The organism is Ramlibacter monticola (assembly GCF_016722785.1).
GTDB classification, from domain to species: domain Bacteria; phylum Pseudomonadota; class Gammaproteobacteria; order Burkholderiales; family Burkholderiaceae_C; genus Ramlibacter; species Ramlibacter monticola.
The window spans coordinates 84,024-97,815 of the sequence record NZ_JAEQNE010000007.1 but is presented as its reverse complement, the minus strand read 5'-3'; the positions used below and the strand labels follow the sequence as shown (position 1 = coordinate 97,815).

At 69.3% G+C, this 13,792-nt stretch carries 13 protein-coding genes; 8 read left to right on the top strand and 5 right to left on the bottom strand.

What is annotated here, in order from left to right; translation table 11 throughout:
• Window positions 1-95 precede the first annotated feature (95 nt).
• Together JJ685_RS23060 and JJ685_RS23055 are read left to right on the top strand one after the other, a co-directional pair.
• Window positions 96-548: a helix-turn-helix domain-containing protein gene (locus tag JJ685_RS23060; protein WP_201676706.1), complete on the top strand. Its 453-nt coding sequence runs from the start codon at window positions 96-98 to the stop codon at window positions 546-548.
• A 58-nt stretch (window positions 549-606) separates the two neighbouring features.
• Complete coding sequence (locus JJ685_RS23055) at window positions 607-921, top strand: hypothetical protein (protein WP_201676705.1); 315 nt, start codon at window positions 607-609, stop codon at window positions 919-921.
• Here JJ685_RS23055 and JJ685_RS23050 read toward each other — a convergent pair.
• A complete protein-coding gene (locus tag JJ685_RS23050) occupies window positions 896-1,789 on the bottom strand; it encodes a LysR family transcriptional regulator (protein WP_201676704.1) in 894 nt (297 codons plus the stop codon). The genes JJ685_RS23055 and JJ685_RS23050 overlap by 26 nt on opposite strands.
• Window positions 1,790-1,874: 85 nt before the next feature.
• On the opposite strand from JJ685_RS23050, the gene JJ685_RS23045 reads away from it, so the two are divergent.
• From JJ685_RS23045 to JJ685_RS23020, 6 genes are all read left to right on the top strand, one after another.
• The gene (locus JJ685_RS23045) at window positions 1,875-4,028 is read left to right on the top strand and encodes a thiamine pyrophosphate-dependent enzyme (protein ID WP_201676703.1); all 2,154 of its coding nucleotides are present in this window, start codon (window positions 1,875-1,877) and stop codon (window positions 4,026-4,028) included.
• A gap of 74 nt (window positions 4,029-4,102) precedes the next feature.
• Window positions 4,103-5,713 carry an indolepyruvate oxidoreductase subunit beta family protein gene (locus JJ685_RS23040; RefSeq protein ID WP_330901826.1) on the top strand — a complete coding sequence of 537 codons (1,611 nt, stop codon included), beginning with the start codon at window positions 4,103-4,105 and terminating at the stop codon, window positions 5,711-5,713.
• Window positions 5,714-5,811: 98 nt separating this feature from the next.
• The gene (locus JJ685_RS23035) at window positions 5,812-6,831 is read left to right on the top strand and encodes a TRAP transporter substrate-binding protein (protein ID WP_201676701.1); all 1,020 of its coding nucleotides are present in this window, start codon (window positions 5,812-5,814) and stop codon (window positions 6,829-6,831) included.
• Window positions 6,832-6,897: 66 nt separating this feature from the next.
• The gene (locus JJ685_RS23030; protein ID WP_201676700.1) at window positions 6,898-7,413 is read left to right on the top strand and encodes a TRAP transporter small permease; all 516 of its coding nucleotides are present in this window, start codon (window positions 6,898-6,900) and stop codon (window positions 7,411-7,413) included.
• Entirely contained in the window at window positions 7,410-8,711 is a 1,302-nt protein-coding gene (locus JJ685_RS23025; protein WP_201676699.1) for a TRAP transporter large permease, read from the top strand. Before JJ685_RS23030 ends, JJ685_RS23025 begins: the two co-directional genes overlap by 4 nt.
• A 272-nt stretch (window positions 8,712-8,983) precedes the next feature.
• Window positions 8,984-9,400, top strand: a complete 417-nt coding sequence (locus tag JJ685_RS23020; protein WP_201676698.1) for an acyl-CoA thioesterase — start codon at window positions 8,984-8,986, stop codon at window positions 9,398-9,400.
• Window positions 9,401-9,409: 9 nt separating this feature from the next.
• On the opposite strand, the gene JJ685_RS23015 is transcribed toward JJ685_RS23020, so the two are convergent.
• From JJ685_RS23015 to JJ685_RS23000, 4 genes are all read right to left on the bottom strand, one after another.
• Window positions 9,410-10,366: a tripartite tricarboxylate transporter substrate binding protein gene (locus JJ685_RS23015; RefSeq protein ID WP_201676697.1), complete on the bottom strand. Its 957-nt coding sequence runs from the start codon at window positions 10,364-10,366 to the stop codon at window positions 9,410-9,412.
• Between the two features lie 52 nt (window positions 10,367-10,418).
• Window positions 10,419-11,489 (bottom strand): tartrate dehydrogenase, encoded by a 1,071-nt coding sequence (locus JJ685_RS23010; RefSeq protein ID WP_201676696.1) that lies wholly within the window; start codon window positions 11,487-11,489, stop codon window positions 10,419-10,421.
• A 107-nt stretch (window positions 11,490-11,596) separates the two neighbouring features.
• Window positions 11,597-12,547 (bottom strand): IS481 family transposase, encoded by a 951-nt coding sequence (locus JJ685_RS23005; protein WP_201676695.1) that lies wholly within the window; start codon window positions 12,545-12,547, stop codon window positions 11,597-11,599.
• Window positions 12,548-12,645: 98 nt separating this feature from the next.
• A complete protein-coding gene (locus tag JJ685_RS23000) occupies window positions 12,646-13,788 on the bottom strand; it encodes a hypothetical protein (RefSeq protein ID WP_201676694.1) in 1,143 nt (380 codons plus the stop codon).
• Window positions 13,789-13,792 lie beyond the last annotated feature (4 nt).

Here is a 13,792-nt window from a genome sequence, read left to right as displayed (position 1 = left end):
ACCATGCTGCACGACTATGATGGCGCCCGGGAGTCACATACGACCGGGAGGCGGGCAGGCGGTAGGCCCGGCCGAACCGGGCAACCAGCCAGAAGATGCCGAACATCGCAGCCGTCCTGAAGGACGAGATCGCCCGGATCGCGCGCAAGGAAGCGCGCGCCCAGACCGCCGAATTCAAGAAGGCTTCGGCGCAGTACCGCGCAAACATCGCGGCGTTGCGCCGGCGCATCGAGGAACTCGAGCGCCAGCTGAAGCGAAGCAGCAAGGCCGCCGCCAGCAAGGGATCCGAACCGGAGGACGACGACGATCCGTCGGTGTCCCGTCGTTTCAGCGCCACGCGCCTGGCCGCGCAGCGCCGCAAGCTGGGTCTCTCCGCCGCGGACTTCGCGGCGCTGATCGGCGTGTCCGGCCAGTCCGTCTACAAGTGGGAGCACGGCGAGGCGCGGCCCCGTGCCCGCCAGCTGGAGGCGATCGCCGCGCTGCGCGGCATCGGCAAGCGCGAGGCCGCGGCCCGCCTGGCCCAACTCCAGGACGGCGGCCAGTCCTAGGCCCGCAACCGCCCCCGGCTGACACGGGCGCGCCCGCGGGGCTGCGACGCTCCGCCGCATGGACATTTCGCGGCTCGCGCTGGCCCGCACCGAACTCGATTTCCTGCAGCGGCTGCTGCTCGACGTCCAGCGGCGGCTGGCGGCCGGCGGGCCGCTCGATGCCGCCGACCCGGAGCTCGTCGCCGCCCTGGAGCTGGCCCTCGCCTTCCTGCGGTGGGACGGCGAAATGCCCCCGGAGCTGGATGCGCAGGTGGGGCTGGGCGCGGCCGTGCAGCTGAAGCTCGGTGGCGACGGAATGTGCGCGTACCGCCAATGGCGCAGCGAACGGCGCCGCCGCCCGCCGGTGCCTACTCCCGGAACAAGCCCTCGATGAGCTCGCGCAGCCAGCGGTTGCCCGGGTCGCCCTCGAAGCGCCGGCTCCAGTGCAGCGATACGGTGAAGTCGCGCTGCGGGAACGGCGGCTCGACGATCGCATAACCGCCCTGGAAGCCGCGCGCGATGTTGCGCGGCAGGATCGCGGCCAGGTCGGTGGCGCGCACGATCGCCGGCAGCACCAGGAAATGCTCGGTCACCAGCCGCAGGCGGTCCTGCAGCTCCAGCTGCTGCACGATCCGCAGCGTCTCCGCGTGCGAGCGCACGGCCACGAATTCCAGCTCGCCCAGCGCCTTCAGCAGCGCCGCGCCGCCGCGGCGCCTGCGCGCGAAGGGATGGCCTTCACGCAGCAGCACCACGTAGCGGTCGTCCAGCAGGCGTGTCCGCTGGCTCTCCCGCACCATCGGCAGGAAGCCGAAGGCGAAGTCGATGCGGCCGGCATCCAGCGCCTCCATCACCTGCTCGCGCGGCAGCGGCCGGGTCTCCAGGCGCACCCCGGGCGCCCGCTCGCGCAGCGCCATCATCAGCTCCGGCAGGAAGCGGCCCTCGCCGATGTCGCTCATGTGCAGCTGGAAGGTGCGCACGGCCCGGGCGGGGTCGAAGCCCGCGCTCTCGCCCAGGGCCTGTTCCAGGGTGGCGAGCGCGTGCCGCACCGGGTCCGCCAGGCGCTGCGCCTTGGGCGTCGGCTCCACGCCGCCGGCCGTGCGCATGAACAGGGGATCCTGGACCAGCGTGCGCAGGCGGCTGAGCCCCTGGCTGGCGGCCGGCTGGGTCAGGTCCAGCAGCTCCGCCGCGCGGCTGACGTTGCGCGTGCGGTAGACCGCGTCGAACAGCCGCAGCAAGTTCAGGTCGATGTCCTTGATATGCATTGTTCTGATACCGCTTAGTCGCCTCATTTTATTGATTGATGATGCGGAAACCCCGACACTCCCCGCTGCCCCAGGAGTACCGGCCTTGGAAGTTTCATTCGGCAAGGAAATCGAGTCCCTGCGCCTCGGCGCGGGCGACACCTTTCACGGCGAGGGCATCCTCGCCATCACCAAGGCGCTGCTGCAATCCGGGGTGGCCTACGTCGGCGGCTACCAGGGCGCGCCGGTGTCGCACCTGCTCGACGTGATGGTGCAGGCCCGGCCCTACCTCGACGAACTCGGCGTGCACGTGGAGGCCTGCTCCAACGAGGCCTCGGCCGCGGCGATGCTGGGCGCCTCCATCCACTACCCGCTGCGCGGCGCGGTCACCTGGAAGTCCATCGTCGGCACCAACGTGGCCGCCGATGCGCTGTCCAACCTGTCCTCGCCCGGGGTCACCGGCGGCGCGCTGATCGTGGTCGGCGAGGACTACGGCGAGGGCGCTTCGGTGATCCAGGAGCGCACGCACGCCTTCGCGCTGAAGTCCAGCATGTGCCTGCTGGACCCGCGGCCCGATCTCGCCGTGATGGCGCGCATGGTGGAGGAAGGCTTCCGGCTCTCCGAAGCCTCCAACATGCCGGCCATCCTGGAGCTGCGCATCCGCGCCTGCCACGTGCGAGGCAGCTTCCCGGCGCGGGACAACGTCGCGCCGGGCATCTCCACGCGGGCGCTGCTGGAGAACCCCGCCGCCTTCGACTACATGCGCCTCGCGCACCCGCCGGTCACCTTCCGCCACGAGAAGCTCAAGGGCGAGCAGCGCATCCCGGCGGCGCGCAGCTACATCCTCGAAAACCAGCTGAACGAGCTGTTCGCGGGCCGGCACGAGGACCTCGGCATCCTCGTGCAGGGCGGGCTCTACAACGCGCTGGTGCGCAGCCTGCAGCAGCTGGGACTGGCCGACGCGTTCGGCGCGACCGAGATCCCGCTGCTGGTGCTGAACGTGACCTATCCGCTGGTGCCGGAACAGGTCGCGGACTTCTGCGCCGGCAAGCGCGCCGTGCTGGTGGTGGAGGAAGGCCAGCCCGAATTCATCGAGCAGGAGATCGCCACGCTGCTGCGCCGGCGCGACCTGCAGACCAAGCTGCACGGCAAGGACCTCCTGCCCGCGGCCGGCGAGTACACCGTGGAGGTCCTCTCCGCCGGGCTCGCGCGGTTCGCGGAAAGCCACCTGCCCGGGGCGGCCACGGAGGACACCCGCCGCTGGCTGGCCGCCAACGACGAACGCCGTCAGGCCGTCGCCGCCGCCCTGGACAAGCCCCTGCCCGCGCGCCCGCCGGGTTTCTGCATCGGCTGCCCCGAGCGGCCGGTGTTCTCGGCGCTCAAGCTGGCGCAGCAGCAGATCGGCAACGTGCACATCGCCGCCGACATCGGCTGCCACGCCTTCGGCACCTTCGAACCGTTCTCGATGGGCCACTCCATCCTGGGCTACGGCATGTCGCTGGCGAGCCGCGCCGGGGTCTCGCCGATGATGCAGCGGCGCACGCTGGCCATCATGGGCGACGGCGGCTTCTGGCACAACGGCCTGCTCACGGGGGTGCAGAGCGCGCTCTTCAACGGCGACGACGCGGTGCTGCTGATCTTCAAGAACGGCTACACCTCGGCGACCGGCACGCAGGAGATCCTCTCGACGCCCGGCGAGGACGCGAAATCGCAGGCCGCCGACAAGGGCCGCAGCCTGGCGCACACCAACCAGACGATCGAGGCCGCGCTGAAGGGCCTGGGCGTGCAGTGGCTGCGCACCGTGCACACCTACGAGGTGGAAACGATGCGCGCCACGCTCATCGAGGCCTTCACCAGCGGCTTCGAGGGCCTGAAGGTGATCGTGGCCGAGGGCGAATGCCAGCTCGAACGGCAGCGCCGGCTGAAACCCTGGCTGGCCAGCCTGCTGCAGAAGGGCGAACGCGTGGTGCGCGTGAAGTACGGCGTGGACGAGGACGTGTGCAATGGCGACCACGCCTGCATCCGTCTCTCCGGCTGCCCCACGCTGACGCTCAAGGACAACCCCGACCCGCTCAAGGTGGACCCGGTGGCCACCGTGATCGACGGCTGCGTCGGCTGCGGCCTGTGCGGCGCCAACGCGCACGCGGCCACGCTGTGCCCCAGTTTCTACCGTGCCGAGGTGGTGCAGAACCCCAGGTGGCACGAACGCCTGGTCCACTCCTTCCGCAGCGCGATCGTCCGCGCGCTCCAGCCCGCATGAAGTCCTCGCCCATGAGCGCCGCACGGCCGCCCGCAGGCGCGAACGCCCCCTCGGGGGGCAGCGCGCTACACGCAGTGAGCAAGCGTGGGGGCCCCATCTCCCTCCTGATCTGCGCCCTCGGCGGCGAAGGCGGCGGCGTGCTGACCGAATGGCTGGTCGAGACCGCGCGCCACGCGGGCTATCCCGCGCAGGCGACGTCCATTCCCGGCGTGGCGCAGCGCACCGGCGCGACCACCTACTACCTCGAGGTGTTCCCGGTGCCGCTGGCGCAGCTGGGAGACCGGCGGCCCGTGTTCAGCCTCACCCCGGTGCCGGGCACGCTGGACGCCCTGGTCTCCTCCGAGCTGCTGGAGACGGCGCGCCAGATCGGCAACGGCATGGCTTCGCCGGACCGCACCCTGGTGATCACGTCCTCCGCCCGCACGCTGACCACGCAGGAGCGCATGCAGCTCGGCGACGGCCGGGCCGAGCCGGCCGACCTGCTGAAGCTGCTCGGACGCTTCGCCCGCGCGCACCAGGTCTTCGACATGAACACGCTGGCACGGGAGGCCGGCACCGTCGTGAGCGCGGTGATGCTGGGCGCGATCGCCGGCAGCGGGCTGTTCCCGTTCCGGCGGGAAGATTACGAGGCCGTGGTGCAAGCCGGCGGCAAGTCGGCGGAGGCGAGCCTGCGTGGATTCGCCAGGGCGTACGAGCGGGTCGCCCAGGGCCGCACGCAGGCGGATTACCTGGCGCAGGTGCTGGCCCCCGCGGACGCACCGCAATCGCCGCGAGGGGCGCCGCCCGCGGCGGCCGATCCGTTTCCCGAGCCCGTGCGCGGGATGTTCGGGCTGGGGTACGCGCGTCTCGTGGACTACCAGGGCACGGCGTACGCCGAGCTCTACGCCGGCCGGCTGCGGCAGGTCCTCGCCGCGGAGCGCGAGGCCGACCCGCAGGGCGCGCACGGCTTCGCCGTCACGAAGGAGATGGCGCGCTGGCTCGCGCTGTGGATGGCCTTCGACGACATCGTGCGCGTGGCGGACCTCAAGAGCCGCGCCTCGCGCAGCGCCCGGGTGCAGCGCGAGGTCAAGCCCGGCGTCCACGACCTGCTGAAGGTCTACGATCACTTCAAGCCGGGCGTGCCGGAATTCGCCGCGCTGCTGCCCGCCCCGCTGGCGGGCAGGCTCACGGCCTGGGACCGCCGGCGCGTGGCGCGCGGCAAGGCCTCCTGGGCGCTGCCCCTGAAGGTCGCCACGCACAGCGTGCTGGGCATGGCCGCCCTGCGCACCCTCGCGCGCATGAAGTGGCTGCGCCCGCGCGGCAGCCGCTACGCCATCGAGCAGGCGATGATCGGGCAATGGCTCGAAGGCGTCGTGCAAGGCACGCGGCGCGCGTGGGAACTGGGCCACGAGATCGCCCTGTGCGGGCGGCTGATCAAGGGTTACGGCTCCACCAACGAACGCGGCAAGGAAAATCTCCTGCACGTGCTGGAGCACCTCGCCCGCGGCGGCGTGGCCCCCGAAGCGGCGCAGGCGATCCGCGCGGCGCGCGAAGCGGCGCTGGCCGACGATGCCGGCAAGGCGCTCGACGCCGCGCTGGTGCAGCACGGCGCACCGCCGCGGCCCGTGAAGGCCGTGCCGGTGCGCTGGGTGCGCAAGCCGCGCGGCCTCGCCGCGGACGACGAATCCCGCCTGAAGGCACCCTGAAGACCCACCGCCCCTCAAGGAAAACCACGATGGCGGCGCCGCGTGTTCGTTATACAAAGAAACGTTCTGGCGCAGACCAAGCAAGAGGAGAGATATCGATGCGGATCCGGTTCACCCTGACGGCCGTCGCCGCCGCCCTGACGCTGGCGGCAGGTGCCGCGCAGGCGCAGGAGAAGCCCGCCATGCTGAAGCTTTCGAGCTGGGTGCCCGCGCAGCATCCGCTCAACCCGAGCCTGCTCGCCTGGGCCGAAAGCCTCAAGAAGGCCACCAACAACACGCTCACCGCGACGCTGTTCCCGTCCGAGCAACTGGGCAAGGCCTTCGACCACTACGACATGGCGCGGGACGGCATCTCCGACTTCTCGTACGTGAACCCGGGCTACCAGCCGGGGCGCTTCCCGATCATCGCCGGCGCCTCGCTGCCCTTCCTGTTCGCCAACGCGAAGGGCGGCAGCGCCGCCATCGACGCCTGGTACCGCCAGTACGCGGCGCAGGAGATGAAGGACGTGAAGTTCTGCTTCGCCTTCGTGCACGATCCCGGCACCTTCCACGCCCGCAAGAAGATCCTGCTGCCCACCGACATCAAGGGCATGAAGATCCGCCCCGCCACCAGCACCATCGGCCAGATGGTCACCGCCCTCGGCGGCACCAACGTGCAGGCCTCCGCGCCCGAGTCGCGCGACATGCTGGAGCGCGGCGTGGCCGACGCCATCACCTTCCCCTGGGGCTCCATCCCGCTGTTCGGCATCGACAAGGTGGTGAGCTACCACATGGACGTGCCGCTGTACGTCACGCCCTTCGTCTGGGTGATGAACAAGGCCAAGTACGACAGCCTGTCGCTCACGCAGAAGAAGGCGGTGGACGACCACTGCACCACCGAGTGGGCCGAGCGCGTCGCCACGCCCTGGGCCGAGTTCGAGTTCGGCGGCCATGCGAAGCTGGCGCAGCCCGGCCACGAGGTCTACAAGCTCACGCCCGAGCAGTTGAAGGCCTGGCGCGACGCCACCGCGGGCGGCGAGGCGCAGTGGGCCGAGGCGGTGCGCAAGACGGGGCAGGACCCGAAGAAGGTGATGGAATCGCTCAAGGCCAGCCTGGCCAGGTACAAGGCCGCCCTCTGAGCGGATCACGGAGGACGGAGGACGGATGACCCCCGAGTCGTCTGGTCATTCGTCATTGCCCGGCCCATGAAAAAGAACTTCGCGGACCGTTTCATCAACGGCATCGAGTGGCTGGCCGCCATCTTCGTCGGCATCGTGGCCCTCAACATCTTCGTCAACGTGCTGCTGCGCAAGTTCTTCAGCACGTCGATTCCCGACTCGTACGACTTCGGCCGGATGCTGCTGGGCATCCTGATCTTCTGGGGCATCGCGGCCACCAGCTACCGCGGCGGCCACATCACGGTGGACCTGGTCTGGTCCGCCGTCGGCACCTCGCGCCGCCGCATGATCGACGTGTTCGCCACGCTGGTGCTGCTGTTCGTGGTGACCGTGCAGACCGCCATGCTGTTCGACAAGGTGCGCCTGACCTACATCGACCACGTCCTCACCTACGACCTCAACATCCCCACCTGGCCCTTCTACGCGGTGGCCTGGATCGGCGACGTCTGCGCCGTGATCCTGATCGCGATCCGCACCTGGCGGCTGGTGTTCAGGCCCGAGGCGCTGCACGACGAGCATTTCGAGCAGAAGGGGGGGGAATGAACACCGACCTGCTCGCCCTCGGCGGCTTCGTCGCCCTGTTCGTGCTGATGCTGCTGCGGGTGCCGGTGGGCATGGCCATGGGCCTGGTCGGGATCACCGGCTATGCCTGGATCGCCGGCGCCGGGCCGGCGCTGAAGCTGGTCGGCCAGACCTCCATGCGCACGGTCACCGACTACACCTTCGGCGTCATCCCCATGTTCATGCTGATGGGCGCCTTCGTCTCGGTGTCGGGCGTCAGCCGCGAGCTGTTCAAGGCGGCCAACTCCCTGATCGGCCACCTGCGCGGCGGCCTCGGCGTCGCCACGGTGCTGGCCTGCGGCGGCTTCGCCGCGATCTGCGGCTCCTCGGTGGCCACGGCGGCCACCTTCTCCAGCGTGGCCTATCCGGAGATGCGGCGCTTCGGCTATCCGCAGTCCTTCTCCACCGGCGTGATCGCGGCCGGCGGCACGCTCGGCGCGATGCTGCCCCCTTCGACCGTGCTGGCGGTCTACGCCATCCTGACGCAGCAGGACATCGGCAAGCTGTTCATGGCGGGCGTCATCCCCGGGCTGTTCGCCATGCTGCTGTACGTGCTGACGGTGATGGTGATCGTCCGGGTGCGCCCCGACTGGCTGCCGCGCGGCGAAGTGAAGCCCTGGGCCGAGCGCGCGGCCGACCTGAAGGACGTGTGGGCGCCCGTCGTGCTGTTCCTGTTCGTGATCGGCGGCCTCTACGGCGGCCTGTTCACGCCCACGGAAGCCGGCGGCGTGGGCGCCAGCGGCGCCTTCCTGCTGGGACTGGTGCGCGGCAAGCTCGATCGCGCGAAGATCAAGCACGCGCTGCTGTCCGCCACCCGCACGGCCGCGGCGGTGTTCACGGTGCTGATCGGGGCGCTGATGTTCGGCTACTTCCTGACCATCACGCAGACGCCGCAGAAGCTCACGGAGTTCCTCACCGGGCTGGGCATCGGCCGCTACGGCGTTCTGGCGCTGATCATGGTGATGTACCTCGTGCTCGGCTGCCTGATGGACGCCATGGCCATGATCATCCTCACCGTGCCCATCATCTTCCCGGTGATCATGCAGCTCGGGTTCGACCCCATCTGGTTCGGCGTGATCATCGTGATGACCGTGGAACTGGGGCTGATCCACCCGCCCGTGGGCATGAACGTGTTCGTGATCAAGAGCGTGGTGCCCGACGTGAGCTTCACCACGATCTTCCGCGGCGTGCTGCCTTTCGTCGCCACGGACATCTGCCGGCTGGTCATCCTGATCTCCTTCCCGATGATCGCCCTCTGGCTTCCCGGCAAAATGGGATAGGAGCCTGGGCGGCAGAGAAACGGGCCTGCGCCGGGGCCTGGGAGCCCGCCAGCCGAGGCGCAGTCGATCGCCGTGTACTTTTCGTACACTAGGAGACTGCAACGACGGATGGTGGGCTCCCAGGCCCCGGCCCGGAGGGTTGGGTCTGCAAGGGGGCGCATGCGTCGTTACGGGAACGGGTCAAGCCGGCCAGGCTTGACCCGTTCCCGCGCCTAGCCTTCACCCCCTTGCAGACCCAACGCAGGCCCGTTTCTCTGCCGCCCAGGCTCCACATGAAGGAAATCATCTACACGGTCCGGGTCGAATTCGGCGACTGCGACCCGGCGCGCATCGTCTGGTTCCCCAACTTCTTCCGCTGGATCGACGCCTCCTCGCGCAACTTCTTCGTCAAGTGCGGCGTTCCGCCCTGGCACGAGACCGAAGCCGCCACCGGCATGATCGGCACGCCGGTGGTGGACACGCACGCGCGCTTCGTCAAGACGGCGAGCTACGGGGATACGCTGCAGATCCACACCAGCATCGCGGAGTGGCGCGGCAAGAGCTTCGTGCAGCGGCACCGGGTGATGCGGGAGGACGACCTGATCATGGAATGCGACGAGGTGCGGATCTTCGCGGCGCACCGCGAGGACGACCCGACGACGATCCGCGCGGTGGCAATTCCGGAGGAGATCCGCAGGCTCTGCGAGTAGAGGCGGGCTTTACTTCTTGCCCAGGCCCATGCGGGCCGCGCCCTCGGTATAGAGCTTCGTCTTGCTCGCCATGAAGGAGTCCATCTCCTCCACGCCGACGTTCACCAGTTCGAAGCCCGCCGCGGCCGCCTTCTCCTTCATCTCCGCGTCGTTGTTCAACGCGCGCCACAGGTCGGAGATGCGCTTGCGCGCTTCCGGCGGCGTCGACTTCGGCATGCCGATGCCGCGGTAGGCGCCGTCCACCCAGTCCACGCCCAGTTCCTTGAAGGTGGGCACGTCGGGCATCAGCGGATGGCGCCTGTCCATCGCGACGGCGATCGGCCGCACGCCCTTGTCCTTGTTGGCGATCGCGAACGGCACATAGGTCATCGCGCCGTCGACCTGCCCGCCCAGGACGGAGGCCGCCAGGTCGCCCGTGCCCTTGAACGGCACGTACAGCGTCTGGATTCCGAAGGCAGCGTCGAGCCGTTCGTGGGCCGCGTGGTTGGCCGAGTACTGGCCCGAGCCCGCCAGGCTCAGCGCGCCGGGCTTGGCCTTGGCCGCCTGCACGAACTCCTGGAAATTCCGGATGGGGCTCTTCGCGCTCACCACCAGGATGTCGGGCGTGAAGTGGAACCAGAACACCGGCGTCACGTCCTGCGTCTTGTACTGCACGTCGCCCTGGATCGGCTGGAACACGATGTGCGGCAGGTTGACGCCGACGACGTTCAGGCCGTCGCCGGGCAGCTGGTTCATCTGCGTCCACATCAGCGCGCCGCCGGCCCCGGCCTTGTACTGGATGATCGCGTCGACGCTGGGGCACTTGCGGTGCAGCACGAGCTGCTGGTGCCGCGCGGACAGGTCCGACTCGCCCCCCGGCGGGAAGGCCTGCCAGTACTGGACGTTCTTCTCGGGGCAGGGCACGTTCTGCGCCAGCGCCACCGGCGCGAGCAGCGCGAGCGCGAGAGTCGAAAGTACGCGTCTCATCGGGAGTCTCCTTGTGTTCTGGTGGACTGCAGGCGGCCCTTTTGGCACGAAATCAGCGGTTCTTCAACCGGGCAATCACGGCCGCCGTGACCTCCGTCGTCTTCGCCTTGCCGCCGAGATCGCCGGTGTGCAGCTTCGGGTCGGCCGTGATCTCCTCGATCGCCTGCATCAGGCGCGCGGCCGCTTCCTTCTCGCCGAGGTGTTCCAGCAGCATCACGCAGCTCCAGAAGGTTCCGACCGGGTTGGCCAGCCCCTTGCCCATGATGTCGAAGGCCGAACCGTGGATGGGCTCGAACATGCTGGGATAGCGGCGCTCCGGGTCGACGTTGCCGGTGGGCGCGATGCCCAGGCTGCCCGCCAGCGCGGCAGCCAGGTCGCTCAGGATGTCCGCATGCAGGTTGGTGGCGACCAGCGTATCCAGCGAAGCCGGGCGGTTCACCATGCGGGCGGTGCAGGCGTCCACCAGTTCCTTGTCCCACCTGACGTCCGGGAACTCCTTGCTGACGGCGAGGGCGATCTCGTCCCACATCACCATGCCGTGGCGCTGCGCATTCGACTTGGTGACCACGGTGAGCAGCTTGCGCGGCCGCGACTGCGCCAGCCGGAAGGCGAAGCGCATGATGCGCTCGACGCCGGCGCGCGTGAGGATGCTCACGTCGGTGGCGACTTCGATCGGGTGTCCCTGGTGGGCGCGGCCGCCGACGCCGGCGTACTCGCCTTCGGAGTTCTCGCGCACGATCACCCAGTCCAGGTCCGCGGGCCCGCAGCGCTTCAGGGGCGCGTCGATGCCGGGCAGGATGCGCGTGGGCCGCACGTTGGCGTACTGGTCGAAGCCCTGGCAGATCTTCAGGCGCAGGCCCCACAGGGTGATGTGGTCGGGAATGTGCGGGTCGCCGGCGGAGCCGAACAGGATCGCGTCCATGCCGCGGATCTGCTCGAGGCCGTCGTCCGGCATCATCGTGCCGTGCGCGCGGTACCAGTCGCCGCCCCAGCCGAAGCTGGTGAACTGGAAATCGAAGCCCGCGCCGCCGCCGGCCAGGGCCTGCAGCACTTCCTGCCCGGCGGGGATGACTTCCTTGCCGATGCCGTCGCCGGGGATGCACGCGATCTTGTACGTCTTCATGGAATCTTCCTTTCAGGACGCACTGTAGTCCGCCGCCGGCGCAAGGAACGCGGAGGAAGGCAAACCATTGTGAACCCGGCGGCAACAATGGCCGGGCCGCCGGCGCGCTAGATGTGAAGTGTCAACAGGTTCTTTCGAGAAAGCGAAAGGCGGGACACGGGCGGCGCCAGGTTAATTCCGTGATGCGGGCGATGCCAGTTGTAGAAGTGGGTCCAGGCCGGCAGCGCGTGCCTGCGCTGCTCTGAGTTCTGGTAGGTCCGCCCGTAGGCCCATTCGCGTAAGGCCGACTGGATGAAGCGCTCGGCCTTGCCGTTGGTCTGGGGCCGGTAGGCTCGGGTGAATTTCTGGGTGATGCCCAATTCGAGGCAAGCCTCGGAGAACAGCGCCGAGTGGAACGACATGCCGTTGTCCGTGAGCACGCGCTGGATCGGCACGCCCCAGCTGTTGAACTGGCCCACGGCTGCGCGCAGGAAAGCCGCGGCGCTGTGCCGGCTTTCGTCTGGGTACACCGCAGTGAAAGCCGCCCGGCTGTGGTCATCAACGGCCACGAAGACGTAGTCCCAACCGATGTCACGCGCGCGCTGACGGCGGTCGCCAGTGATGCGGTGGCCGACCTTGTCGAAGCGCCCCAGCTTCTTGATGTCGATGTGCAGCAGCTCGCCGGGGTTCTCCCTCTCGTACCGCTGCACGGGTTCTTCGGGTCGCAGATCGCTCAGGCGTGATAGGCCGGCGCGGCGCAGCACGCGACTCACCGTAGCCTTGGACACGCCCATGTATGACGCAATGTGCGCTTGCAGCAACAGCTTTCGGCGCAGCTCCACGATGGCAAGGGCCACATGGGGCGCAATGGCGCGCGGTGACTTGTCGGGCCGGGAGGACTTGTCCAACAAACCCGCTGCTCCATCAGCGAGGTAGCGGCCCAGCCACTTGCGCGCGGTCACGCCACTAACACCCTGCTTGGCAGCCGCCTCCGAGGCGGACAAGCCGCCTTCGAGGATGTCTTGGACCATTTCCAGGCGACGAAGGTACGTCAATCGGGCATTCTTATGGGTGTTCATCCGGTTAGGAAAGTTGAGTTGACGGGGGGTTTGGCGATTCCCAGTCTCTCAAAACCTTTCCGGGTGGACACCCGCAAGAACCTATTGAACCTTCACAGCTAGAACGCCTTGTTCAGGTCGACGTCGAGGCCGCTCTTCTTCATCTCGCGCGCGAGCAGCAGCTTCCACAGTCCGCCGTCGTCCAGGCTCTGGTGCGGCAGGCCGGGCAGGCTGTCCTGGCCGCCCTCGCCCTGCAGGACGCAGAGGCGGGCGCGGCCGAGCGCGGCGAGCAGGAAGCCGATCTCGAGCAGGCGGTCGGCCTGCAGCACGAGGGCGTAGTCCGTCTGTCGCAACGCCTCCAGCGATTCGAGCGAAGAGGCGTCCGCGCGCGGTTGCTGGCTGATCACCGGCTCCAGGCCCAGATGCGCGACGAAGCTCGTGACCGCCTCGCCGGCTTCGTCGTCGCGGCAGACGATGGCGATGCGGCGGGTCCGCGCGCTGGGGGTCTTGTTCATCGGGGCGGATCCTGTGGGTGCGGGCGCCGCGGTGGGCGCCGGAATCGGTTGGGGTGCGGTGGTCGGCGCGGGCGTGGGCGCCGGGGCGGGTGCAGGAGTCGGGGCCGGAGTCGGCGCGGGCGTCGGGGCCGGAGTCGGCGCGGGCGTCGGGGCCGGAGTCGGCGCGGGCGTCGGGGCCGCAGTCGGTGCGGGCGTCGGGGCCGGAGTCGGCGCGGGCGTCGGGGCCGCAGTCGGTGCGGGCGTCGGGGCCGGCTTGGCCGAAGCCCGCGCCGGCGCCGGCAGCGGCGCGAAATTCGACGACAAGGGCGCGAAGTTCGAGGGCAGCGCCCCGAAGTTCGACAGCGACGGGTCGGCCATAGAGGGGTCCTCGTCGTCACCCGCGAGCCGCCGCTGCAGCAGCCTGCCGATGGCCGTCAGGCGCATCCCCGCCTGCACCACCGCCTTGCGGATCTCCTCGCGCATCTCGTCCGCCGTATAGCGGTCGCCGAAGGCCGACTCCAGCGCGGCATCCAGCGGGCCGATGGCGTACTGCTTGTACAGCGGCGAACCCATGCCCAAGGCATCCGCGATGGTCTTGTTCACGTTCTTCTGCAGCACCTCCAGCCGCGTGTCCCAGCGGTCCTGGATGCCCGAGACGTCGAACGTGCGCAGCTCGCGGATGCGCCTGCCGATGCGATCCAGCACCGCATCGATCTCCCCCTTCTCCCGCGGCCCGCCCGGCGGGGGCGCGTGCTTCCCATTGCCCATGCAG

Bases quoted from the DNA above. Each gene is read 5' to 3' on its own strand.
- JJ685_RS23060 (WP_201676706.1), top strand. From the start codon at position 96: ATGCCGAACATCGCAGCCGTCCTGAAGGACGAGATCGCCCGGATCGCG.
- JJ685_RS23055 (WP_201676705.1), top strand. From the start codon at position 607: ATGGACATTTCGCGGCTCGCGCTGGCCCGCACCGAACTCGATTTCCTG.
- JJ685_RS23050 (WP_201676704.1), bottom strand. From the start codon at position 1,789: ATGCATATCAAGGACATCGACCTGAACTTGCTGCGGCTGTTCGACGCG.
- JJ685_RS23035 (WP_201676701.1), top strand. From the start codon at position 5,812: ATGCGGATCCGGTTCACCCTGACGGCCGTCGCCGCCGCCCTGACGCTG.
- JJ685_RS23030 (WP_201676700.1), top strand. From the start codon at position 6,898: ATGAAAAAGAACTTCGCGGACCGTTTCATCAACGGCATCGAGTGGCTG.
- JJ685_RS23025 (WP_201676699.1), top strand. From the start codon at position 7,410: ATGAACACCGACCTGCTCGCCCTCGGCGGCTTCGTCGCCCTGTTCGTG.
- JJ685_RS23020 (WP_201676698.1), top strand. From the start codon at position 8,984: ATGAAGGAAATCATCTACACGGTCCGGGTCGAATTCGGCGACTGCGAC.
- JJ685_RS23015 (WP_201676697.1), bottom strand. From the start codon at position 10,366: ATGAGACGCGTACTTTCGACTCTCGCGCTCGCGCTGCTCGCGCCGGTG.
- JJ685_RS23010 (WP_201676696.1), bottom strand. From the start codon at position 11,489: ATGAAGACGTACAAGATCGCGTGCATCCCCGGCGACGGCATCGGCAAG.
- JJ685_RS23005 (WP_201676695.1), bottom strand. From the start codon at position 12,547: ATGAACACCCATAAGAATGCCCGATTGACGTACCTTCGTCGCCTGGAA.
- JJ685_RS23000 (WP_201676694.1), bottom strand. From the start codon at position 13,788: ATGGGCAATGGGAAGCACGCGCCCCCGCCGGGCGGGCCGCGGGAGAAG.